23 protein-coding genes are annotated in these 24,309 nt (G+C 32.9%); 14 read left to right on the top strand and 9 right to left on the bottom strand.

The window, feature by feature from the left end; translation table 11 throughout:
- Positions 1-51: 51 nt before the first annotated feature.
- Positions 52-3,150: an efflux RND transporter permease subunit gene (locus tag H600_RS0116100; protein ID WP_026729748.1), complete on the bottom strand. Its 3,099-nt coding sequence runs from the start codon at positions 3,148-3,150 to the stop codon at positions 52-54.
- 115 nt (positions 3,151-3,265) lie between these two features.
- On the bottom strand, positions 3,266-4,324 hold the full coding sequence (locus H600_RS0116105) for an efflux RND transporter periplasmic adaptor subunit (protein ID WP_026729749.1): 1,059 nt from the start codon (positions 4,322-4,324) through the stop codon (positions 3,266-3,268).
- 537 nt (positions 4,325-4,861) lie between these two features.
- Between H600_RS0116105 and H600_RS0116110 the strand changes: the two genes are divergently transcribed.
- Positions 4,862-5,458 carry a DUF6436 domain-containing protein gene (locus tag H600_RS0116110; protein WP_026729750.1) on the top strand — a complete coding sequence of 199 codons (597 nt, stop codon included), beginning with the start codon at positions 4,862-4,864 and terminating at the stop codon, positions 5,456-5,458.
- 24 nt (positions 5,459-5,482) lie between these two features.
- On the top strand, positions 5,483-6,349 hold the full coding sequence (locus H600_RS0116115) for a hypothetical protein (RefSeq protein WP_026729751.1): 867 nt from the start codon (positions 5,483-5,485) through the stop codon (positions 6,347-6,349).
- A gap of 208 nt (positions 6,350-6,557) precedes the next feature.
- On the opposite strand, the gene recG is transcribed toward H600_RS0116115, so the two are convergent.
- On the bottom strand, positions 6,558-8,666 hold the full coding sequence (gene recG / locus H600_RS0116120) for an ATP-dependent DNA helicase RecG (RefSeq protein WP_026729752.1): 2,109 nt from the start codon (positions 8,664-8,666) through the stop codon (positions 6,558-6,560).
- Between the two features lie 265 nt (positions 8,667-8,931).
- On the opposite strand from recG, the gene H600_RS0116125 reads away from it, so the two are divergent.
- The 4 genes from H600_RS0116125 (at position 8,932) to H600_RS0116140 (ending at position 10,511) form a co-directional block, all read left to right on the top strand.
- Complete coding sequence (locus H600_RS0116125; RefSeq protein ID WP_026729753.1) at positions 8,932-9,345, top strand: hypothetical protein; 414 nt, start codon at positions 8,932-8,934, stop codon at positions 9,343-9,345.
- 73 nt (positions 9,346-9,418) lie between these two features.
- Positions 9,419-9,958: a DUF1697 domain-containing protein gene (locus H600_RS0116130; RefSeq protein WP_026729754.1), complete on the top strand. Its 540-nt coding sequence runs from the start codon at positions 9,419-9,421 to the stop codon at positions 9,956-9,958.
- 10 nt (positions 9,959-9,968) lie between these two features.
- Positions 9,969-10,199 carry a hypothetical protein gene (locus H600_RS0116135; protein WP_157509939.1) on the top strand — a complete coding sequence of 77 codons (231 nt, stop codon included), beginning with the start codon at positions 9,969-9,971 and terminating at the stop codon, positions 10,197-10,199.
- Entirely contained in the window at positions 10,200-10,511 is a 312-nt protein-coding gene (locus H600_RS0116140) for a tetratricopeptide repeat protein (RefSeq protein ID WP_026729756.1), read from the top strand. It begins immediately after the preceding gene.
- A gap of 7 nt (positions 10,512-10,518) precedes the next feature.
- Here H600_RS0116140 and H600_RS0116145 read toward each other — a convergent pair whose 3' ends face one another.
- Positions 10,519-11,262 (bottom strand): Dph6-related ATP pyrophosphatase, encoded by a 744-nt coding sequence (locus H600_RS0116145; protein ID WP_035108692.1) that lies wholly within the window; start codon positions 11,260-11,262, stop codon positions 10,519-10,521.
- A 137-nt stretch (positions 11,263-11,399) separates the two neighbouring features.
- On the opposite strand from H600_RS0116145, the gene H600_RS0116150 reads away from it, so the two are divergent.
- The 3 genes from H600_RS0116150 to H600_RS0116160 all read left to right on the top strand — a co-directional run bounded on the left by H600_RS0116150 (position 11,400) and on the right by H600_RS0116160 (position 15,067).
- A complete protein-coding gene (locus tag H600_RS0116150; RefSeq protein ID WP_157509940.1) occupies positions 11,400-11,933 on the top strand; it encodes a transposase in 534 nt (177 codons plus the stop codon).
- Positions 11,930-13,990, top strand: a complete 2,061-nt coding sequence (locus H600_RS0116155) for a M1 family metallopeptidase (RefSeq protein ID WP_026729759.1) — start codon at positions 11,930-11,932, stop codon at positions 13,988-13,990. Before H600_RS0116150 ends, H600_RS0116155 begins: the two co-directional genes overlap by 4 nt.
- Before the next feature lie 177 nt (positions 13,991-14,167).
- Positions 14,168-15,067 (top strand): patatin-like phospholipase family protein, encoded by a 900-nt coding sequence (locus H600_RS0116160; RefSeq protein WP_026729760.1) that lies wholly within the window; start codon positions 14,168-14,170, stop codon positions 15,065-15,067.
- Between the two features lie 76 nt (positions 15,068-15,143).
- Here H600_RS0116160 and H600_RS0116165 read toward each other — a convergent pair whose 3' ends face one another.
- Positions 15,144-15,665: a DUF7935 family protein gene (locus H600_RS0116165; RefSeq protein WP_026729761.1), complete on the bottom strand. Its 522-nt coding sequence runs from the start codon at positions 15,663-15,665 to the stop codon at positions 15,144-15,146.
- A gap of 127 nt (positions 15,666-15,792) precedes the next feature.
- Between H600_RS0116165 and H600_RS0116170 the strand changes: the two genes are divergently transcribed.
- Together H600_RS0116170 and H600_RS0116175 are read left to right on the top strand one after the other, a co-directional pair.
- A complete protein-coding gene (locus tag H600_RS0116170) occupies positions 15,793-16,560 on the top strand; it encodes a sulfite exporter TauE/SafE family protein (RefSeq protein ID WP_026729762.1) in 768 nt (255 codons plus the stop codon).
- A gap of 125 nt (positions 16,561-16,685) precedes the next feature.
- Positions 16,686-16,985, top strand: coding sequence for a hypothetical protein (locus H600_RS0116175; protein ID WP_026729763.1), 300 nt, complete (start codon positions 16,686-16,688; stop codon positions 16,983-16,985).
- On the opposite strand, the gene H600_RS23125 is transcribed toward H600_RS0116175, so the two are convergent.
- Positions 16,962-17,249 carry a type II toxin-antitoxin system RelE/ParE family toxin gene (locus tag H600_RS23125; RefSeq protein WP_026729764.1) on the bottom strand — a complete coding sequence of 96 codons (288 nt, stop codon included), beginning with the start codon at positions 17,247-17,249 and terminating at the stop codon, positions 16,962-16,964. The genes H600_RS0116175 and H600_RS23125 overlap by 24 nt on opposite strands.
- A gap of 283 nt (positions 17,250-17,532) precedes the next feature.
- On the opposite strand from H600_RS23125, the gene H600_RS0116185 reads away from it, so the two are divergent.
- From H600_RS0116185 to H600_RS0116195, 3 genes are all read left to right on the top strand, one after another.
- Positions 17,533-19,869, top strand: a complete 2,337-nt coding sequence (locus H600_RS0116185; RefSeq protein ID WP_026729765.1) for an ATP-dependent helicase — start codon at positions 17,533-17,535, stop codon at positions 19,867-19,869.
- A gap of 95 nt (positions 19,870-19,964) precedes the next feature.
- Positions 19,965-20,585: an L-threonylcarbamoyladenylate synthase gene (locus tag H600_RS0116190; protein ID WP_026729766.1), complete on the top strand. Its 621-nt coding sequence runs from the start codon at positions 19,965-19,967 to the stop codon at positions 20,583-20,585.
- Between the two features lie 78 nt (positions 20,586-20,663).
- Positions 20,664-21,701, top strand: coding sequence for a carboxypeptidase-like regulatory domain-containing protein (locus H600_RS0116195; protein ID WP_026729767.1), 1,038 nt, complete (start codon positions 20,664-20,666; stop codon positions 21,699-21,701).
- A 229-nt stretch (positions 21,702-21,930) separates the two neighbouring features.
- Here H600_RS0116195 and H600_RS0116200 read toward each other — a convergent pair whose 3' ends face one another.
- From H600_RS0116200 to H600_RS0116210, 3 genes are read right to left on the bottom strand one after another with little or no spacing between them, the layout of a single operon-like run.
- Positions 21,931-22,764 (bottom strand): OmpA/MotB family protein, encoded by an 834-nt coding sequence (locus H600_RS0116200; RefSeq protein WP_026729768.1) that lies wholly within the window; start codon positions 22,762-22,764, stop codon positions 21,931-21,933.
- A gap of 34 nt (positions 22,765-22,798) precedes the next feature.
- Positions 22,799-23,818: a glycosyltransferase family 2 protein gene (locus H600_RS0116205; protein ID WP_026729769.1), complete on the bottom strand. Its 1,020-nt coding sequence runs from the start codon at positions 23,816-23,818 to the stop codon at positions 22,799-22,801.
- A gap of 19 nt (positions 23,819-23,837) precedes the next feature.
- Positions 23,838-24,290 (bottom strand): type I restriction enzyme HsdR N-terminal domain-containing protein, encoded by a 453-nt coding sequence (locus H600_RS0116210; protein WP_026729770.1) that lies wholly within the window; start codon positions 24,288-24,290, stop codon positions 23,838-23,840.
- Between the last annotated feature and the right edge of the window lie 19 nt (positions 24,291-24,309).

A 24,309-nucleotide genomic window follows, 5' to 3' on the forward strand; every position in this document is an offset into this window, starting at 1 on the left:
ACCAGAAAATCATGAATTTTACAAATCGCAAAATTCATGATTTTTTAGCTTCTATTTTATACTTTCTTTTTCGTATTCGTCGATATGATCAAATTCTGGATAATGTTTTCTTTGTTTAGACCACATTAAATAAATCGCTGGAATTACAAAAAGCGTCAAAGCAAGAGAGAAAATAGTTCCTCCAACAATTACAACTCCCATCCCAATTCTACTCGTTGAAGCTGCGCCAAGTGACATTGCAATTGGCAATGCTCCTAATGCAATCGCTAAACTGGTCATTAAAATTGGACGAAGGCGCGCTTCTGAAGCTTCTAAAATAGCCTCCAATTTTGGTTTGCCTTGCTCTCGAAGCTGGTTGGCGAATTCGACGATCAAAATACCGTTTTTAGTTACTAGACCGATAAGCATTACGGTTCCAATCTGGCTGAAAATATTCCATGTTTGATTGAATAACCAAAGTGAGAATAACGCTCCAGCAACCGCCATTGGCACTGTTAAAATAATAATGAAAGGATCAATAAAGCTTTCAAATTGAGCTGCCAAAATCAAGAAGATTAAAAGCAAAGCCAAGCCAAATGCGAAAGATGTATTTGAGCTACTTTCAACAAAATCTCGTGATTCTCCGGCCAAATCGGTTGTGAAAGTTTCGTCTAGAACTTTAGCTTTGATTCGGTTCATTTCGTCAATTCCATCGCCCATACTTTTTCCTGGAGCTAAACCTGCAGAAACTGTAGCCGACATGTATCTGTTATTGTGATACAATTGTGGAGGATTACTTTGTTCTTCAACATTTACAACGTTATCCATCTGGATTAGTTCACCTTTGTTGTTTTTAACAAACATCGAGGTTAAATCCAATGGTTTTGAACGATCTTTTTGATCAAATTGACCAATTACTTGGTATTGTTTTCCGTTTTTAATGAAATACCCAAAACGTTGCCCACTCAAAGAAAGTTGCAGTGTTTGAGCAATATCGAGAATTGAAATTCCTAAACTTTCAGCCTTTTCACGGTTGATGCTTACGTTGATTTCTGGTTTGTTGAATTTCAAGTTTACATCTGTTGTCGAGAAAACATCGCTTTTGCCGACTTCTTCCATAAACAATGGAATTTTTTCTCTTAATTTTTCAAAATTTGGTGCTTGAATAATGTACTGAATTGGCAAACCTCCACGTCTGTTTACAGCAATTGTTGGTTGTTGGATAACAGCAGTTTTTGCTTCAGGATATTTTTTAGTCCATTTTGTCAATTTATCAGCAATCTCTTTTTGTGATGTTTTTCTTTCGTGTGGTTCTTTCAAAGAAAGTCGGATAAAACCAGTATTTGTTGCCGAAGCTCCAAAACCTGGTGCCGTAATCACCAAACTCACTTTTTTCTCCGGAATAGAATCGTCAACCAATCTTGAGATTTCTTGCATGAAACGGTCTGTATATTCATATGAAGATCCTTCAGGAGTTGTCATACGCATTGTTACAGAACTTCTGTCATCAAGTGGCGCAGTTTCTTTTGGAAGAATTGTAAAAAATAAATAAATCAATCCAAAACAAGCAATTAGAATAGGAAAGCTAATCCATTTTCTGTCCATAAATTTTGAAAGAGATTCAGCATAACTACTGTTCATTTTTTCAAAAAATGGTTCGGTTTTAATATAGAATTTTGATTTTTTCTGTTCGCCGCCCTTCATTAAATAAGCGTTCAACATTGGTGTAAGCGTTAAGGATACAAAGGCAGAAATTAATACAGCTGCGCCAATTACGACCCCAAATTCCCTAAAGAGTCGGCCTACGAAACCTTCCAAGAAAATTACAGGTAAAAAAACCGCTGCAAGGGTAACAGAAATCGAAATTACAGCATAAAATATCTCATTTGAACCTTTAATAGCGGCTTCAATTGGCGACATTCCTTCTTCGACTTTTTTGAAGATATTCTCGGTGACCACAATACCGTCATCCACAACTAAACCTGTAGCAAGTACGATCGCTAATAAAGTCAAAACGTTGATCGAGAATCCAAAAAGCCACATGATGAAAAAAGTAGCAATCAAAGAAACCGGAATATCAATTAAAGGCCTGAAAGCAATTGCCCAGTCTCTAAAGAATAAATAAATAATGATGATTACCAAAACAATAGAAATCCCTAAAGTTTCAGCAACTTCCATAACTGATTTTTTTACGAAAATAGTATTGTCAAGGGCAATATTAAGTTTAATATCTTTGGGAAGATCCTTTTTTAAAGCTTCGTATTTTTTATAAAATTCAGCCGAAATATCTAAATAATTCGCTCCTGGCATTGGTACAATGGCTAAACCAATCATTGGCAAGCCAGACTGGCTTAGTTTTGTTTCGATATTTTCAGGGCCAAGTTCAGCACCTCCAATATCACTGAAACGCACAATTTTGTCTCCGTCTGTACGAATAATGATATTGTTGAATTCTTCCGGCTTAGATAAATTACCAATCGTTTTTACGGTAAGTTCGGTATTGTTTCCTGTCAATTTCCCTGATGGGAGCTCTACGTTTTGTGAATTTAAGGCACTACGAACCTCCGCAACGGTACAACCATAAGCGGCAAGTTTTGCAGGATCGATCCATAAACGCATTGCGTAACGTTTTTGTCCCCAAATCTGTACACCACTCACGCCTGGAATAGTTTCTAACCGTTGTGAAATGACGTTTTCGGCATAATCACTCAATTCAAGCGAGTTTCTAGTATCACTTTGTACCGTCATCGAAATGATGGCATCACTATCGGCATCGGCTTTTGAGACAACTGGTGGTGCATCAATATCTTGTGGCAAACTTCTGATGGCTTGTGAAACTTTGTCACGAACATCATTTGCCGCTTCTTCTAAATCTTTGTCAAGATTAAACTCGATGGTAATATTACTGCTTCCTTGATTACTAGATGAAGTAATATTTCTGATTCCGTCAATAGCATTTACAGCTTTTTCAAGTGGTTCTGTAATTTGCGATTCAATAATGTCTGAATTGGCTCCAGTATAATTGGTTCTGATCGAAACCTGCGCCGGATCAATTGAAGGGAATTCTCGAACACCCAAAAAAGTATAACCAATGAAACCGAATAAAATAATCAAAAGATTCAGTACAATCGTTAAAACGGGTCTTCTTATACTTGTGGTTGATAAACTCATATCTGATTTATGATTTTAGATTTTAGATTTCAGATTTATTGCTAAATCTTACTCATATCTTTAAATCTATATTTAAGTCTTACGACTTTTGACTTTATGACTTTTGACTTTACGACTATTTTATTTTAACTTTTATTGGAGCCTCATTTTTAAGCGACATTACACCGCTTGTAACAAGTGTGTCACCAGCTTTTAATCCAGATAAAATTAAAATAGAAGCATCAGTACGAGTTGTTGCTTCAACCATAACTTCTTTGGCTTTGCCCATATCAGAGATGTATACTTTTTTTCCGCTTTGTACTGGCACAATGGCTTCTGATGGAACTACGATTGCATCTTTAATGATGTTTAACGGCAGTTTTACATCTGCAAAAGTTCCAGGAAACAGTTTTCCATCAGTATTATCAGCAATTGCTCTGATTTGTAAAGTTCGTGTTGCAATGGCAACTTCAGGTTCAATTGCATAAATTTTAGCATTGTACACTTTGTCTGAACCCGAAACAGTGAAATCAATATTTGATCCGTTGTTTACTTGTGTAGCATATTTTTCAGGAATAGAGAAGGTGATTTTTACTTTGCCCATGTTCACTAATTTTGCGACCAAAATAGTAGGAGTGATGTAAGTTCCTGGTGAAATAGAACGCAAACCAATTTTTCCTGAAAAAGGAGCTTTTACAGAGGTTTTTGAAATTTGGGCTTTGATTAATTGTGTTTGTGCTTTTGCAGAAGCATAATCGGCGTTTGCTACATCAAATTCTTCTTGGCTGATCGCTTCTTTTTGAAGCAATAGTTTTGCTCTTCTTTCATTTTCAGCAGCCAAACCTTCTCTTGTTTGTGCTTGACGCAGTTGTGCTCTCAACTCAATATCATTCACTTTAAAAAGTACTTGACCTTTATTTACATAGCTTCCCTCGTTAAAGTAAATACCTTCAACAATTCCAGAAACCTCACTTCTGATTTCTATTTGCTCATTAGCTTCGATCGATCCTGATAAAGATAAATTATTATCAAAAGTGGCTGTTTTTACAACAATTCCTGTTACAGTTGTTGGTTTGTCTTTGTCACCAGACTTTTTTGATTCATCATTTTTGCTTTTGTTGGACATTATTCTGTAGGCAATAAATCCTCCTAAAACAATAATTATCAAGGCGTAAATTAGGTTTTTTACTTTCATAAAATTAAAGTGATATGTTTTTTTGGGTTTTTGTTTTTGTAGCTAACAAATTTAACTTTTTGATACGAAAACGAAAGAGCTTAGTCTTTATTTAACATTTGTATGTACAAGTTTTTGCATTGCTAATAAGGTTAGACTGTTTCTCTTTACAATGGTTTAATAGGAAAGAAAAAAAATCAAATAATTTTTATTTATATCAAATCGATATCATTTAAAATTAATCTTTAAAAATTAAAAATTTAACGTAGGTTTTTGTTTATAAAAAGCGTAAAAATACGTGTTTAAAAACTAAGAAAAAGATTACGTTGTTTTTTTTAGAGCGCATTTTAACTCAATTATTTTGCGCTTTATTTATTTTATTTGTAAACTTGATAAGGTTAAACAAAACGATTGTATTCTAGTTTCTATTATGTCATTTTTTCTGTGATGTCACAGATAAATGTAAGTTTTTTAATTTGTTTTGTGGTTTTATTTTTTGTTGTGTGAAATTTTAAAATTAACAAGTGTTTATTTTTTTTAAATCAAAATCTATTTGTTATGATGAAAAAATTACTCCTTGGCTTATGGTTTTCTTTACTTCTTGCAGCTATTTCTGTTTTGTTTTGGAAAAATGAATTTCAATATAGTCTGCCAACGCCAATTCCTGAAGATTATCATCCCGTAGCAATGGGAAGCAAGATTGATTTAAAGTGTTGCACAATAGATCAGAAACCTGTTTTTATTCATTTTTTTAACCCAGAGTGCCCTTGTTCGCGTTTTAATATTCCTCACGTCAGCGAACTGATAAAAAAATATGGTAATCGCGTTAATTTTAAAATTGTTGTCATAAACAACGAAAAAAGTGTCACAATAGGAGAAATCCAGCGAAAATTTAATGCTGAAATTCCGGTTTATTTTGACGAGACAATTGCTAAAAATTGTGGTGTATTCTCCACACCGCAGGCTGCGCTCATTGATAGTTCGCAGAAACTCTATTTTAGAGGAAATTATAACAAAACTAGATATTGTACGGATGCGGAAACTAATTATGCCGAGCAGGCAATAGAAATGTTACTAAAAAAAACAAATGCCCCATCATTTGATGCTTTGGCAATGCGAGCTTACGGATGTTCATTACCAAAATGCACTAAATAAATCTAACCCCTTAATTACCTATTTATGAAAACAAAAGCTAGTTTGCATGAGCGGGACTACCTGCGCAGTTTTATGTCAACGATGACAGAAAAATCGGACGTAATTATCAATTATGTTCTTGCTGTTTATTTTCTTCTCGGAATTGCATTGTCTTTTAAATATGACACTTGGGAAATCGGGGCAGGAGTAGGAACTCTAAATTTGCTGGCTTATTATTCGGCCAAATTGTGTGTCAAAAATTCTAAATTTTATCAATACGTTCTTTCGGTTGTGCTGGCAATTTTTATGGCTCAATATATATATCAAATGCATGGCTTGTTTGAAATGCACTTTACAGTGTTTGTCGCCAGTACAATTTTGATTATTTATCAAAATTGGAAACTTCAAATTCCACTTGCTCTTTTAGTGATTTTGCATCATGGAACTTTGGCTTATCTTCAAAATTATGTTTACAATGATGCAAATGGATTTCAGATTTATTTTTCGCAGGTAAGTTTTGATCTTGAAACTTTTTTAGTGCACATCGTACTGGCAAACGCAGTATTTTTTATGAATGGTTATTGGGCATATTATTTTAAAACGCACAGTCACGATCATATTACTAAAATTTCTGATGAATATGAATTGGAAAACATCAAATTGGCTTCTGCAAAATTCAACTCAATAATTGCAACCAAAGAATATAACGATTTTATCCATAAAACAACTTTAGATTTAAAAATGCCGGTAAGCTCTGTTTTAAAGCTGATCGATGTTTCAAAAGGGCATACAGACAATGACCAGCTCTTGAATTACCTTGAAATGATGAAGGAAAGTGCTAAAAAAATTGATAATCTTGTAAACGATATTCATTTCAAAGCGATCACTGGCAAAACAAACCCGAATCAATAATTAACTTGACAAAAATTAAAATATTTTTTTAGTTGAATTTAAAAGTAAAGGCATAAAAGAAAATAGAATTAATGCAGAATTTATAGATAATAGAATTCCCTGCTATAACGGGGATTTTTTTTTAAAGTTACAAGTTTCAGGTTACAAGTTTCAAGTGGATCAAAACCTTTGGAACTTTGTAACTTTGAGCCTTTGTTCCTAAAAAAAGCTAACTAATATAATTCCAAATATTTTTCTTTTTGGTTAATTCAATAAAAACAGCTTTTAAAACCGAGTGCTCTGGCTTTTGAAGTGCACTGTCTTCTCTAAGAATTTTCATAGCATAGTTTCTCGCTACTGACAAGATTTCTCGATCCTTTACAATATCAGCAATTTGTAGGTTTAAAACGCCACTTTGCTGTGTTCCCATCATATCGCCGGGACCGCGAAGCTTAAGATCGACTTCGGCAATTTCAAAACCATCATTTGTGCCAACCATTGTTTCCATTCTTATTTTGCTGTCGGAGCTCAATTTATGGCTGGTCATTAAAATGCAATAACTCTGCTCGGCGCCACGACCCACGCGCCCGCGCAATTGATGCAATTGTGAGAGGCCAAAACGTTCAGCGCTTTCAATAATCATAACGCTCGCATTTGGCACATTTACGCCAACTTCAATTACAGTTGTTGCGACCATGATATTGGTTTTTCCTTCTGAAAATCGTTTCATTTCAGCATCTTTATCTGCAGGTTTCATTTTTCCGTGCAGAATAGAAATCGAATATTGTGGCAATGGAAAATCTCTTGAAATGCTTTCGTAGCCATCCATTAAATCTTTGTAGTCCATTTTTTCAGATTCTTGAATCAACGGATAAACAATATAAATTTGTCTGCCTTTTGCAATTTCATCGCGAAGGAATTTCCAGACTTTCAGTCGGTTAGTGTCATAGCGGTGAACGGTTTGAATTGGTTTTCTTCCTGGCGGTAATTCGTCAATTACAGAAATGTCCAAATCGCCATACAAACTCATCGCTAAAGTTCTCGGAATTGGTGTTGCTGTCATCACTAAAACATGTGGCGGGATTTCATTTTTCTTCCACAATTTTGAGCGTTGTTCTACACCAAAACGATGCTGTTCATCAATAATAGATAAGCCTAAATTTTGGAATTTCACTTTGTCTTCTAATAAAGCATGAGTTCCAATTATAATTTGTAGACTTCCGTTTTCCAGTTCTTCATGAATAATTTTTCGTTCAGAAGTTTTAGTAGAACCGGTCAATATTCGGATATTAATATTTAAAGTATTAGCAAATGCTGATAATCCAATAAAATGCTGATTGGCCAAAATTTCGGTTGGAGCCATCAAACAAGCTTGAAAACCGTTATCAATTGCCAAAAGCATACTCATAAATGCTACAATCGTTTTTCCTGAACCCACATCACCTTGAAGCAAACGATTCATTTGGGCATTGCTACCCATGTCGGTACGGATTTCTTTTAGTACTCTTTTTTGGGCGCCGGTCAAATCAAAAGGCAAATGATTTTGATAAAATGCATTGAAAAGTTCACCTACTTTAGTAAACGGATGGCCTTTTATTTTATGCTTTCTAATTAAATTTTTAGTAATTAATTGAAGCTGAATAAAAAACAATTCCTCAAATTTTAATCGGAATTGGGCTTTCGCCAAAATTTCAGTGCTTTTTGGGAAATGAATATTGAATAAAGCCGCTCTTTTTGGAATTAATTTCAATTCTTCGATCAAATACGGAGGAAAAGTTTCCGTAAACAATGCCTGGGTCTCAATAAACAATTGTTCCATTAGTTTATTGATAGTTCTATTCGAAATTCCTCGGTTTGCAAGAGTTTCTGTAGAAGGATAAACCGGTTGCATCGCTGAACGAAGACTTTTTTCGTGTTCACTTAAAAGCTCAATTTCTGGATGCGCCATACTAAATTGGCTTCCATAAAGCGAGCATTTTCCAAAAATTACTAAAGTCTCATTCAGTTTTAGACTCTCACGAATCCATTTATGTCCTTGAAACCAATTCAGGTCAATCTGTCCAGTATCATCGACGAAAGTGGCTACTAAACGCTTTTTGTTTTTAGCAAACTCAACTGTTTTAATATTGATGATTTTTCCAATAATTTGAACTTCTGTCCCTGTATTCTGCAGTTCGTTAATCTTGTAATAACGTGTTCTGTCAATGTATCTATTCGGAAAAAAATTAACTAAATCCCCATATTTATGAATTCCCAATTCCTTGCGAAGCAACTGGCCACGACTTGGGCCAACGCCTTTTAGGTATTCGATTGGGGTTTCAAGAAGATTGTTAGACATTTTTTAGACTTCTGAGATTTTAAACTGGCTTAGATTTTAGAAAATAGAACAAAGAATATAGAGCAAAAACAAAATCCATTTTCTTGCTTCTATTTTTTTTGTCTTTTTTTGAAAAAGCGAAGATAGATTTTAATTGGGAATTTCGAAAATGAATTATGGTTTTCAAATATTTGAATATTAACTTATCGTTAAGTTGCTAATTCAAGGCGCAACCATTTCAAGAAAGTAAAGTCTTGTTAATACTAAACCATCAAAAACTATAAAAATGAAGAAAATAGGACTTTTATTAGTGTTTTTTATTTCACTTGTTTCTTGTTCTAATGATGATAAGGACAACAAGGCTGTGGCCAATTCAGATTATTACGGAAAATGGGTTCGCGTGTCTAATCCCGCAGCAAATAGTATTGGCACTTTGGAACCTTATTATGTTTTTAAGGAAGACATGACTTTTGTTAAAATGATACCTTATGAAAAAAATGTGTCTTTTTCAGGTACGTTTCAAATCATAAAAAATGATTCAGGAACTCATTTTCATTTAACTTATCCAAGCAAAAATGACTGGATATCAACCTGCATAGGTGGCACTTTAGAAGAAGCTTTTACGTTGAATGATTCCGGGAATTTAGTAGATCAGGCGGGAATGTGTGATCGTTACGGAATATTTACAAAAGAAAAATAAAAAACGTAAGTTTGTTTTACAATTAAAAGCATTCAATTTTAGGATTGAGTGCTTTTTTTAAACACTTGCAAAAATGAAAACACACTTAGCTCTTTTACGCGGCATCAACGTGTCGGGTCATAATATGATGAAAATGGATGCTTTGAAAACTATGTTGGAAAATATTGGTTTTCAAAATATTCGAACTTATCTGCAATCTGGAAATGTTTTTGTAGACAGTGAAGAAGATGCCGCAAAAGTTGGTTTCATGATAAAACAGGAAATTTTCAAAGTTTTTGGGCATGAAGTTCCTGTAATTGTAATTACGAAGGAAGATTTAGAATTATGTTTTAAGAATAGTCCGTTTCTAAAAGAAAAAGATTTGGATACCAAAAAGCTTTATGTTGCCTTTGTTTCTACTATTTTGAAAAGTGAAAATATAAACGATCTAAAAATCAGTCAGTTTAAGCCAGATGAAGCAAGTATTGATGGCAACAGGATTTTTATAAAATATGCTGTAGGTGCAGGAAAAACTAGGCTTGAAGGCAAATACATTGAGAAAAAACTTAACGTTATTGTTACAATTCGAAACTGGAATACGGTTACGAACCTGCTTGCAATGTATAATGAATAGCCAAAAAAATATGCAAAACAAAATAATAAAACCGCTATTCATTTTTGTTTTAATTGTAGCAATGCTAATAGGTTTTTCAATATGGAAAAGGCCAAATCTATTAGTTGAGAAATATTACTATTATTCAGGATATTTTAAACAGAGAGGAAAAAAATTAACGGATGCAATAGAAGATTATGATAAAGCAATACAGCTGAATAAAAATTATCAAACTGCTTACATTTCAAGAGGAAGTGCGTAGATGGATTTGAAAAAATATAAGCAAGCAATTTTAGATTACACAACCGCAATTCAAATAAATCCTACAAACCCAGAACCTTATGCGTATCGTGGTCGAGGTTATTATGAAATCAATGAAATTAATAAATCAATTTTAGACTTTAATAATGCAATAAAATTAGATGAAAAATTTGGTTACGCTTATCTAAATCGCGCGCTTGTGAGATATACTAAATTAAAAGATTATGCTGGTGGATGTGCCGATTTAAAAATAGCTTCAGATTTAGGAGAATCTGAAGCCGATGATTATTTTAAAGAAGGGATCTGCGATTAGTAGCAAATTATTTCGGAATCAAATCACAGTACCAAAATCCGTAATCAAAAGCAGTTTTATCATTTGTATCGCAAGCGGTGTTTGAAGAATTGTCAGTTTTTGGTTTTTCATATTTTCTGTATACAATTTCTCCAATTTCAAAATCAACTGGTTTCGAGAAAATTGGCCCGTCAAAAGCGAAAGTATGAAATTCGCCGTTTTCTCCGCAGACATCTACATTTTCAGGTAAATCATTTATGAAATCCTGATCGATAATTCGGCCTACAAAACTTTGATCTAAATATTTTTCGTTTACGCAAACTACAATAGTTTTAAAACCCAACGAAATAAATTCCTGAATCAAATCTTGAGAAGGAATTTTCCAAATTGGGAAAACGCCTTCAAATCCCAATTTTGCCAATTGATCTTCGCGATACTTTCTCAAATCTTCTAAAAAAATATCACCAAAAACAGAATGAGAAATGCCTTCCTCTTTTAATTCGGTTAAGGCTTTGCACATTACATCTTCATAAACTTCCATGGTTGGCATTTCTGGAATTTGCAAGATTTTTAATGGAATTCCGATGCTTTTTGCTTGCGCTTCCAACAACTCAATGCGAACACCATGCATTGAAATTCGCTGAAATTGCTGATTTACGCTTGTAAGCAAATATTCGATTTGATATACAGGATTTTGTAGAATTTTAAATAAAGAAAGAGCAGAATCTTTTCCGCTGCTCCAGTTGAATAGGGCTTTTTTAGGTGTAGACACGATTTAGAATTTTAAATGGTAAACTTACAAATTTCATTCTATTTGTTGATTAAAGGTTTGTAACTTTGGGATTTTACACGCCAAAATATGTCATTATATAAAGATAAATTCAAAACCGATTCAATTAGGTTGAAGAATTGGATTATTCAAGTGAAACAGTATATTTTATCACAATAGTTACAAAAAATAGAGAGTGCCTTTTTGGGTCGATTGAAGATGATAAAATGATTTTAAATGAAAAGGGTAGAATTATTGAGACAGAACTTTTAAAATCAATTAAAATTCGTGAAAATTGGTTTTTCCATAATGGGGTTATTATGCCAAATCATATTCATTTATTGATAGAAATTCAAAATGGAAATATTTCAAACAATGATTTAGAATCCACGACACATATTGTAGAGGCGTACGGCAGTGCGTCTCTACGTGACAATAGAGATGAAAAAAAATCTGAATCGAATTTAGGACGTCGACCAAATTCCATTTCATTATTTGTCGCAATTTTCAAGTCCATTACAACAAAACAAATAAATGGTTCTGAATCTATTTGGCAGGCAAACTACCACGATCATCTTGTTAAGAATTATAAAAGATTTGAAACCATTTATAGTTATATTAAAAATAATCCACGATCTTGGGAGACGGATTCAATTAATTCAAAATTTCAATGAAATACCTTTTTCTTTTTATAACGACTTTCGCTTTTGGCCAACAAATAAAATATGTTGATTTTAAATCTGTTTCAGGGCAATTATCGATAAACAGCTCTCAAAAAACAATTTCTGGAAATGTCGATTTTGATTTTGATGTTCTTCAACCGATTGATACTATAAAAATCGATGCAAAGAACATGGAATTTTCTAATGTTCAAATTGATGGAAAAAATGTTGCTTTCAATAATACAGGCAAAGAATTACAAATTATCAATAGTTTTCAGAAGGGAAAAAATCATTTGACTTTTACTTACAACGCAAAACCAAAACAGGCACTTTATTTTGTTGATATTGAGAATAAAGAAGTTCAAATCTGGACGCAAGGGCAGGGAAGATACACGAGCAATTGGTTTCCGAGTTTTGACGATGTAAATGAAAAATTGGTTTTTAACCTAGGAATAACTTATGATGCCGCTTATCAAGTTGTCTCAAACGGAATTTTAAAGGAAAAAACACAAAAAGGAAATTCATTTCATTGGCAATATGAAATGGAAAAGCCAATGAGTTCCTATGTTTTAATGCTTGCTATCGGGAAATACGACAAAAAAATATCGGAATCTAAAACTAATATTCCGCTTGAATATTATTTAGAAAATAAAGATGTGTCGCGTTTTGAATCAACTTACCGATATTCAAAACGTATTTTTGATTTTTTGGAGAAAGAAATCGGAGTGAAATATCCTTGGAAAATTTACAGACAAATTCCAGTTAGGGATTTTTTGTATGCGGGAATGGAAAATACAACTTCTACACTTTTTGCTACTCGTTATGTGGTTGATTCTATAGGTTTTATAGATCGAAATTATACAAATGTTGATGCGCATGAATTGGCTCACCATTGGTTTGGAGATTTGATTACGGCCGAAAGCAGTAAGCATCATTGGCTTCAAGAAGGTTTTGCGACTTATTATGCCGCTTTGGCTGAACGCGATATTTTTGGCGAAGATTATTTTTATTCGAAACTTTACGACACAGCACAACAAATAAAATTTGCTTCAAGAACCGATACAATTCCGGTTTTGAATCCAAAAGCTAGTTCGCTTACTTTTTATGAAAAAGGAGCTTGGGCGCTTTTTGTTTTGCATGAATCAATCGGAGACAGAGCATTTAAAAAAGCAATAAAAAGTTATTTGAAAAAATATGCCTATCAAACTGTAAATACAGAAAATTTCTTCGATGAAATTAGAAAAGTCTCCAATTTCGATTTGGAAAAATTTCAAAAAACTTGGCTGGAATCAACCGTTTTTGATACACCAACAGCAAATGCTTTGTTGAGTAAAAACAAAGCGATTCAAATCAGGTTAGAAGTCGATAAATTTAAAAAAACACCCCTTGCCGAAAAGAAAGATTTCTTTATTAAAACTTTGAATTCAGATGTTTATCATTCTGTGAAAGAAGCGATTATTGATCAATTGGAAAATGAGAAATATGAAGCAAAAAAAGAATTGTTAATTATTGCAATGAAAACAAATGATATTCAAATTCGTCAAACTGTTGCTGAAAGTTTAAATAAAATTCCAGAAGATTTCAGAAGTGAATATGAAACTTTGCTAGACGATAAATCATATCAAACACAAGAAATCGCATTGTATTGGTTGTGGAGAAATTTTCCAGAACACCGAACAGCATATTTGGACAAATCAAAAAGTTGGATTGGTTTTAACGATTATAATCTTCGTACAATGTGGCTTTCGCTGGCACTATCTACGCCAGATTACGCAGGAAATCCAGACGAACTTGCCGCAGAATTAATTAATTTTTCTACCACTAAATACGAAGCGACAACCAGACAAAATGCGCTTGAAAAACTTATTGCGTTTAAAATTATCAACGATCAGGTTTTGAGTAACTTAGTTGCTTCCACAACACATCATATGTGGCAATTTTCAAAATTTGGAAGAGATACGATCAGAATGTTATTAAAAAATTCCGAAATGCGTGCTTCGTTTGAAAGAATTTTGCCTAATTTGACCCCCGATGAACAGTTCCAATTGAATCGTTTGCTGAAAGAATGAAAATGAGAATAGAATATAGAAAATAGAACATAGAATATAGAAAATAGAAGATAGAGGATAGAAAATAGAAGATAGAGCATAGAGAATAGAGTAAAGAAGCAAGATTTCACTTTTAAAGAAAGTCTTTGTTCTTGCTTCTTTCTTCTATTCTCTAAAAAAGAACCTACAATACCATATATGAGAGCATTAGTTATTTCTGGCGGCGGAAGTAAAGGCGCATTCGCCGGCGGAGTTGCGCAGTATTTGATCGAAGAGAAAAATTATGAATACGATTTGTTTTTAGGCACTTCTACAGGGAGTTTGCTTATTCCGCATTTGGCTTTAGGGCATATCAAAAAAATTCATTCGGTTTATACTAATGTCACTATGGCGAGTATTTTTAATATTTGTCCGTTTGTGGTTAAAAACAAAGAAGGTGTTGATATCGTTACGATTAATCACTTCAACGTTATACGTCAGTTTTTTAGAGGAAAAAGGACTTTTGGCGAAAGCAAAGGATTGAAGAAATATATTAAGAATAATTTCTCCTTGTCAGATTTTAATAAGCTTAAAAAACTAAAAACCGATGTTGTCGTTACGGTAACCAATTTCACCAAAAATGAATCGGAATATAAATCTGTTAAAGAATGCAGTTACGAAGAGTTTATAGAGTGGTCTTGGATTTCAAGTAATTATGTTCCGTTTATGAGTATAGTTGAGAAAAATAATTACGAATATGGTGATGGTGGATTCTCGAGTTTAGTTCCGATTCGTGAAGCCATTAATCGCGGCGCTACTGAAATTGATGTCATTATTTTAGAAACTGAAGTAAATACTACTAAAACAGTAATTGGGAAGAATCCATTTTCATTAATGATCGATTTGTTCCGAATTGCTTTAGATCAGGTTGAAAAGCATGATATTGCTATAGGAAAACTTATGGCAAACAATAAAGATGTAAAACTTAATTTATACTACACGCCCACAAAGCTTACTGATAACGCTTTAATTTTTAATAAAGAAATAATGAAGGAATGGTGGGAACAAGGTTATGAATATGCTCAGAATAAATCGGAAGTTATGAGTGATAATAGATGATTTTAGATTTTAGAATTCAGATTTTAGATTTATTACTTGTATCTAAAATCTGAATTCTAAAATCTAAAATTTATTTCTACCAAAGTTCAGCAACTTCATTTTTGATGAAACCTAAAGCGGCATTACTTGGAGATTGTTTCTCTAGTAAATCGTTCAAAATAACCTCACGCAATTTATCAGCATTTTCAACTTTATCACTCATTGCCGCTTTGCGTATCATTTGAATTGTAGCGTTTTTTGCCGTTGTGATAATCGTCCAACATTCATCAGACATATAAATTTGTTGCGTTAAATTATGTTCGAATTCTTGTTCGATTTGATCGATTACATAGTTTTCGTAATCGTTTTTATTTTGAGAAATTGGTGAAATTCTGATCAATAATTTTGTCAAATTGATACGTTCCAAAAACAAAGTCATACGTTCGTAAGCTTGTAAACGTATTGGCAAAGATTGTTTTTGATAATCTCTGTTTAATAAAAAAGCGCGTTTTTTGTCGTTGTTTTTGATATGCAGTTCAAAAAAACTGTAAGCTACAAATCCGGTTACAATTGCAGGTAAAGTATAACTGGCTAATTCTATAATTCTTGTAAAATTCATTTGGGTTAATTTTTTAGCAAAAATATACTTTTTGAGGAGAAATCCGTTTTAATTTTTTGGTAATAGACAAAACGGAAAGCCTTACTTTTGCAATTAGTTTTTCAAAATCTACCGAAACATACTTTTAATGGATTCATATATAATTATTTTGCTTTGTTTAGCCGCTTTTGCGGCAGGTTTTATTGATGCCATTGTGGGCGGTGGCGGATTAATTCAAACTCCGATGGGATTGGTTTTATTGCCAAATCTTCCAGTTTCTACCGTAATTGGTTCATTGAAAATTCCGGCATTTACAGGAACCGCTTTTGCTGCTTTTCAATATCTGAAAAAAGTAGTTATTGAATGGAAGTTGCTTTTGATTATGATGTGTTTGGCAGTTCCTTCGGCATTTTTGGGATCTACTGTTTTGACACTTGTGAGCAACGATTTTATGAAACCACTTTTACTGGTGGTTTTGTCTTTATTGTTTATTTATACTTATGCAAAAAAGAATTTTGGACAACATGAAGCCAAAGAACATTCTGAAACAACGCAAATTATGTATGCCGTTGTAATCAGTATGATTGTTGGGTTTTATGACGGATTTATTGGTCCCGGAACAGGAAGTTTTTTTGTTGTAGCTTTCATTGCGCTTTTAGGTTTTGATTTTTTGCACGCTTCCGCGAATGCCAAAATGGTAAATTTGGCTACGAATTTTGGTTCGATTTGTCTTTTTATGATCAAGGGAAAAATAATCTGGGCAATTGCAATCCCAATGGCAATTAGCAACGGACTTGGAGGATGGTTAGGAGCAAAACTGGCTATCAATAAAGGAAATAGTTTTATTAGAATTTTCTTTTTGATAGTTGTTGTGGGAACGCTGATTCGATTTGCTTACGATGTGTTTTTTAAATAAGATTCTAAGTTGCTAAGAGGCTAAGGTTCTAAGTTTTGTTTTTGTAATTATATTCTGAAAAAATATTTTTATTATTGTGAAATGATTATTTTTGTATTATTATTTGAGAATTAAAATTATTTAAAATGATAGAAATAGTTGAAAATTATGAGAATTACATTAATTCATTACCAGAATTAATTGGTAAATCTTACTATAAAGCTGAATTTTTTATTCAAAAATTAGGGTTAAAACATGCGACCTATTATAGAAAATTAAAATCAAATAGTTTTACACATCAAGAAGTAAAGTTGATTACTTCGTTATTGTTTCCTGAAGAAATTCTAATGCAGGAACTTCAAAAAAGCGAAGAAGATATAAAAGCAGGTAGAACAATTGATTTTGAAGATTTCAAACAAAAATTAAGAGCTAAGTATAACGTCTAATTCTAAAGGATTTCTCTTATTATCCCAGAATAGAACAATATATATAATTTGTTTTTCAATTGTATAAAACAAATATACCTGATTAGTTATTAGAAACTTTCTGAAAGAAGTTTTTTTATATTTTGAGCCAATCTTATTATTTTGTAAAATCATTTCTATCGTACTTATAGTTTGATTTGAAAATTTAGCCGCTCTGAGATCGCTATATTTACTTGTAATTTGAGAAAATGTTTTTTCTGCGTTTTCCGTTAATTTTACAACCATATATCACTATTAATTTTTGTAAATATAGATTTTTTAAAGAATTTTCTTTCAAAATATGTTAGAAATACCAATTGTTTGTTTTCTAGCCCCGATTGAGGCGGTATCCTCGCAGCGGAGCGAAGAGATATAGCCGAAAGCGGGACCCCATGCGTGAAAAAATGCCTTTTGATTGGCTTCATAAAAAGAAAAAACTTAGCATCTTAGTCCCGAAGCTTCGAGATAGCATTTTAGTAGCTATTTAGAGTTTTAATTCTTATTTTTGCATATAAAGGAGATAAATTACATGCAGAAATATATTGACCAGCTCAACGAAGCACAGAGAGCGCCTGTTTTGAAGAAAGACGGGCCAATGATTATTATTGCTGGTGCAGGTTCGGGAAAAACCCGAGTTTTAACGATTAGAATTGCTTATTTGATGCATCAGGGAATTGATGCATTTAATATTTTGTCGCTGACTTTTACCAATAAAGCGGCGAGGGAAATGAAACACAGGATTTCGGATATTGTGGGAGCATCTGAAGCGAAAAACCTTTGGATGGGAACGTTTCACTCTATTTTTGCTCGTATTCTTAGAGCAGAATCAGATCATTTGGGTTATCCTTCCAATTTTACTATTTATGATTCTCAGGATTCGGCGAGATTGATTTCTTCAATTATTAAAGAAATGCAATTGGATCGTGATATTTATAAACCTAAACAAATTTTAGGACGTATATCAAGTTATAAAAACAGCTTGATTACAGTAAAAGCTTATTTTAATAATCCAGAATTGGTTGAAGCTGATGCAATGGCAAAAAGACCAAGATTGGGTGAAATTTATCAGCAATATGTAGAGCGCTGTTTTAAAGCCGGCGCAATGGATTTTGATGATTTATTGTTGAAAACAAATGAATTGCTGACACGTTTTCCTGAAGTTTTAGCGAAATACCAAAATCGTTTCCGATACATTTTGGTTGATGAGTACCAAGATACGAATCATTCTCAGTATTTGATCGTTAGGGCTTTATCTGATAAATTTCAGAATATTTGCGTGGTTGGAGATGATGCGCAGAGTATTTATGCTTTCCGTGGTGCGAATATCAATAATATTTTGAACTTCCAGAAAGATTATGAAGGCGTGGTAATGTTTCGTTTGGAGCAGAATTACCGTTCGACAAGAAATATTGTTGAAGCGGCAAATACTGTAATGGATCATAATAAAACAAAGCTTGATAAAGTAGTTTGGACGGCGAATGAATTTGGACCCAAAATTAAAGTCCACAGAAGTTTGACAGATGCTGAAGAAGGCCGTTTTGTTGCAAGTACGATTTTTGAGCAGAAAATGCAGAATCAATTGCACAATGGCGCTTTTGCGATTTTGTATAGAACGAATGCGCAATCACGTGCAATGGAGGATGCGCTAAGAAAACGTGATATTCCGTATCGAATTTATGGCGGCTTGTCTTTCTACCAACGTAAAGAAATCAAAGACGTTTTATGTTATTTGCGTTTAGTTTTGAACCCAAAAGACGAAGAAGCTTTGATTCGTGTGATCAATTATCCGGCCCGTGGAATTGGAGATACAACTGTTGAAAAATTAACCATTGCAGCAAATCATTACAAACGCTCGATTTGGGAAGTAATGGTGAATATTGATAAAATCGATTTGAAACTGAATGCGGGAACAAAGAACAAATTGAAAGATTTTGTTACGATGATTCAGAGTTTTCAGGTGATTGATCAAAATCAGGATGCTTTTTATATAACAGATCACGTTGCGAAGAAAACCGGTTTGGTTCAGGAATTAAAGAAAGATGCGACTCCGGAAGGAATGGCTAAAATTCAGAATATCGAAGAACTTTTAAATGGTATCAAAGATTTTACTGAAGGACAGAGAGAAATTGACGGAGCAAGAGGTGCACTTTCTGAATTTATGGAAGATGTAGCTTTGGCAACCGATTTAGATAAAGATACCAACGATGAAGATCGTGTAGCTTTGATGACAATACACTTAGCGAAAGGATTGGAGTTTCCGCACGTTTTTGTGGTGGGGATGGAGGAAGATTTGTTTCCGAGTGCGATGAGTATGAGTACCAGAAGTGAATTGGAAGAAGAGCGTCGTTTGTTTTATGTGGCGTTAACGCGTGCAGAACACCAAGCGTATTTGACTTATGCACAGTCGCGTTACCGTTGGGGAAAACTTACAGATAGCGAACCTTCTCGTTTTATTGAGGAAATTGATGGTCAGTATTTGGAATATTTGACTCCTTCTGAAACTAATTATCGTTACAAATCACCAATTGACGGTGATATTTTTGGAGATGTTGATAAATCAAAACTACGATTATCTAAGCCAGTTGGAGGAACGCCTCCCAAACATATTACAGATAATAATCCGAAACCGGATTTGAATATTCGTAAATTGAAACCGGTTACTGGAACGAATCCGAATGCAAGTGCAACGAATTTATTTGACAGCAAATTAACGGTTGGAAATGTTGTAATGCACGAACGTTTTGGAAAAGGCGAAGTAATTAATTTAGAAGGTGTTGGCGCAGATAAAAAAGCTGAAATTAAATTTGAAGTTGGCGGAATTAAGAAATTGTTGTTAAGATTCGCTAAATTAGATGTTGTAGGATAAAAAATGTTTCAAGTTTTAAGTTTCAGGTTTCAAGTTGCTATCGAGTAACTTGAAACTTGAAACCTGAAACAAATTAAACTTAAAACAAAAACAAAATGGCTGAATTCATAAAAATATATTCCGATAAACCTAGTGAAGCTGCGATTGCAAAAGTGGTGAAAGTGCTTCAGAATGGAGGTTTGGTAATTTACCCAACAGATACTGTCTATGGTTTGGGTTGTGATATTACCAATTCGCGTGCGCTGGAGAAAATTGCTAAAATCAAAGGTGTAAAATTAGAAAAAGCAAATTTCTCGTTTATTTGTCATGATTTGAGCAATTTATCAGATTATGTTCGTCAGATTGATACATCAACTTTCAAAATTCTGAAAAGAGCATTGCCGGGGCCATACACATTTATTTTGCCAGGAAATAACAATTTGCCAAAAGAGTTTAAAAAGAAAACTACTGTTGGTATTCGTGTTCCAGATAATAATATCATTTTAGAGATTGTTCGTCAGCTTGGAAATCCGGTGGTTTCAACTTCTATTCGTGATGACGATGATGTAATTGAATATACAACAGATCCTGAATTGATTTTCGAGAAATGGCAAAATCTTGTAGACATGGTAATTGATGGAGGTTATGGCGATAATGTTGGTTCAACGATAATTGACCTTTCAGAACATGAGCCAGTTATCGTGAGAGAAGGAAAAGGCGATATTGATATTTTGTAAGAAAAGAAACAGAATGTCTAGGAAAATACAAAAAGGTTTGGTTAATTAGCTAATAATTAATCAAACCTTTTGACTTTAATGAAAAAATTATTTACTCTTTTGTTTTTGTTTTCTGCAGTCACTATATTTTCGCAACATAATCTTAACGGTAAAATTACAGGTAAAGGTAATATTCCATTAGAAGGGGTAAATATTTACTATGATGGTACGACAATTTCAACGGTTTCAGATGCTGATGGAAAATTTTCTATCAAGTATGAACCTAATGCTAATAATATTTTAGTGATTAGTTCGATGGGGTATCAGACAGAATATCTGTCAGGTTTAGATGTTTCTAAGCCATTAAATATTGTAATGAAGATTTCGGAAAATGAGCTTAAAGAAGTTGTTGTTAGCAATAATAATGAGTTTACAAGAGCTCAGAAATTAAAGTTGTTTAGAGAATATTTTTTAGGAACAACTAGTAATGCAAAATCAGCTATCATTAAAAACGAAGATGATATTAAATTTAATTATGATAAAAAGAATTTGCTTTTTACAGCTTCTTCAGATAAACCTTTGATAATTATAAATCCAGCCTTAGGATACAAAATTGATTTTGAACTGGTAATTTTTGAAGTTTCTTTTAATAGATTTAGTATTAATTCAATAGATGCTTTTAAGAATTTTTATGGTGGTGTAAGCCGATTTGAAGAAATTGATAATAGCCCAAAAGTTTTGAAAAAACGAGAAAAAACATTTCAAGGATCTCAAATTCAGTTTTTCAGAAATTTAGCAGATAATGACTGGGACGCAAAGAAGTTTTTATTGTTTAAAGGTAAGTATCATCAGGATCCTACTAAATGCTTCAAAATAATTAAAGGAGTAGATTTTGCAAAAGTAGAATTGATTCCGGAGAATAAAAGTGAAACTACAAATCTGAACACAAAAAATGTTGTAGCTGTTTATAATCTTGTATTTGATAAAAAAGAAGCATCAAAAATCACTTTTGAAACAAATAGTTTTTATATTTATAAGTATGGAAATAATTCAAACATTGAAGATATACTTTTCTCAGGGAAAATTTCAGAAAAGAGAGTTGGAGACATGCTGCCTTTAAATTATGGGATCGAATAAAATTTAATCTTAATAAAAAATGAGGAACATGGGGTATTTGTAAAAAAAAACTTAAATCGTATAAATGTTAAAAAATAATCATTAACTTTAGTATAGTTAAAATTTAGTTAGTTGATTAAAAATAATGCTATTCTTGATTTATATTTAATTGGTTATTAAAAAAATTAAGGATACATAAAAGCAGGTCATTTGACCTGCTTTTTCTGTTTTATGATATGTCAAACAAGGATTATTTTGCTTGTTTTTTCATTTCTTTTTCAATCATATCGTAGAATTGATCGATTTTTGGCATAACCACAATACGAGTTCTCCTGTTACGAGCTTTATTCTCAGCGCTGTCATTAGCAACTAATGGCACGTAAGAACTTCTACCAGCAGCAATTAATTTTGCAGGATTCACTCCAAGATCATTTGTTAATACACGAACGATAGAAGTAGAACGCTTAACACTTAAATCCCAGTTGTCTAAGATAATTCCGTTGCTTTTGTATGGAACATCATCAGTGTGTCCTTCAACCATACATTCAAAATCAGGTTTGTCGTTTACAACTTTAGCAACTTTAGCCAAAACAGATTTTGCTTTGTCGCTTACGTCATAACTTCCGCTTTTGAATAATAATTTATCAGCGATAGAAATAAATACAACTCCTTTTTCAACATTGATTTCGATATCTGGATCGTTGATTCCAACAGCTCCTTTTAAACTTGTAACTAATGCTAAAGTTACACTGTCTTTTTTCGTAAGAGCATCTTGAAGTCTTGAGATTTTCAAATCTTTCTCTTTTAAGCTTTCTAGAGATTTTTCAAGGTTTTCTGCTCCTTTAGTAGTTAAAACAGTCAAATCTTTAGAGCTATTGATTAAATCTTGATTATGTGATTTCAAACCTTCAACTGTAGCAGCTAATCCAGCTTTTTCTTCTAGACAAGAATTTAATTTCACAGTACAAGAGTTTAATAAGTCTTGTGTCTCTTTGTTCTTAGCTTCAAGTGCAGCGTATTGCTTTTTAGAAACACATGAAGTTAAGGCCATTAATACTGATAGTGCGATAACTATTTTTCTCATAGGTATTATATTTAATTAAACGTTGATTACAAATTTAGTTTTTAATATTTTGATTACTGTTAAAGATTTCTTTAAAAACCAGTAATTTCTTTATGTAATAAAGGTAAACGATACTTTTTACGGTATAGTATTGCTGTATTTGAAAATCTTTTCTCTTTTTCAAATACATTAAAGATAGGCAATAAAAAGAGAAGTGCGCTTTTAAAATGGCAAAAGTGTGTCTGAATTTTCCCTGTGTAAGAAAACGGATACCTGCAATTCCATCTAAAACCATTCTGAAGAAAATGGTGAAAAACAGTCCTTTTTTAGGCAAATTTTTGACAAGCATCAACAATGAGTTTCTGAAATTCAAAAATGTTTTTCTTGGATTTCCTTGCTGTAAAGTCGCTCCTCCAACATGATAAACAACAGATTGTGAGTTGTATTTGATGATATGTCCTTCGTTTGTGGCACGCCAGCATAAATCGATTTCTTCTTGATGAGCAAAGAAACTTTCATCGAAGCCTCCTAATTCGTGATAAATTTCTTTTCTGATAAAAAAACAAGCGCCTGATGCCCAGAACAATTCGCAATTATCATTGTATTGCCCGCTGTCTTTTTCTACTGTATCGAAAATTCGTCCACGACAGAAAGGAAAACCATATTTATCAATAAACCCGCCTGCACCTCCAGCATATTCAAAATATTCTTTGTTTTTAAAGTCAAGAATTTTTGGCTGAATAATTGCAGTTTGTTTCTCAGATTCAAAAGTTTCTAGTATCGGATTTAGCCAATTTTCGGTCACTTCAATATCCGAATTTACTAAAGCATAAATTTCAGCGTCAATATGTTTCAAAGCATCATTATAACCTTTTGCAAAGCCGTAATTTCCGGAGTTTTTTACAATTTTAATTGTAGGGAAATTTTGTTGAACAAATTCAACTGAATTATCTGTAGAATAATTGTCGGCAACATATATTGTTGCTCCATCTGAAAATTGAATAACAGATGGTAAAAACTGCTCCAGCAATTTTACTCCGTTCCAATTTAAAATGACAACTGCTATTTTATCCAAAAGTTCTTAAATTATTATTTTAATGGTTTTCTTTATAGTCTGGCAGGTTTCTCAAAAACTCATATTTTTCGTTTTCAAAATCCATTTGACAATAAAAATGGTTTAGTCCGTTTGTGACATTCAAAAACCGTGCCTGCATTGTCATATTGTAACGGGCAATTTGGTCAAAAGTTGCTTGAGATATTTTCACCTCTGGCGCTTTGCATTCTACTAATATATGTATAGAACCGTCAGAATTAAAAACTACAACATCGTATCTTTTTCTTAATCCGTTGACTTTTAAAACTTTCTCAACGTTGATTAGTGATTTTGGATACTTTTTTTCATTCAATAAATAATGAACAACATGTTGGCGAACCCATTCTTCTGGGGTAAGAATGATAAATTTTTTTCTGATTTCATCAAAAATTGACACTTTATTTTCGCTATTTTTGAATCGAAAACTATAGGTTGGAAAATTTAATTGCTGCATAAAGCAAATATAATTTGAA

It is taken from the genome of Flavobacterium denitrificans DSM 15936 (assembly GCF_000425445.1).
Classification (GTDB): Bacteria; Bacteroidota; Bacteroidia; order Flavobacteriales; family Flavobacteriaceae; genus Flavobacterium; species Flavobacterium denitrificans.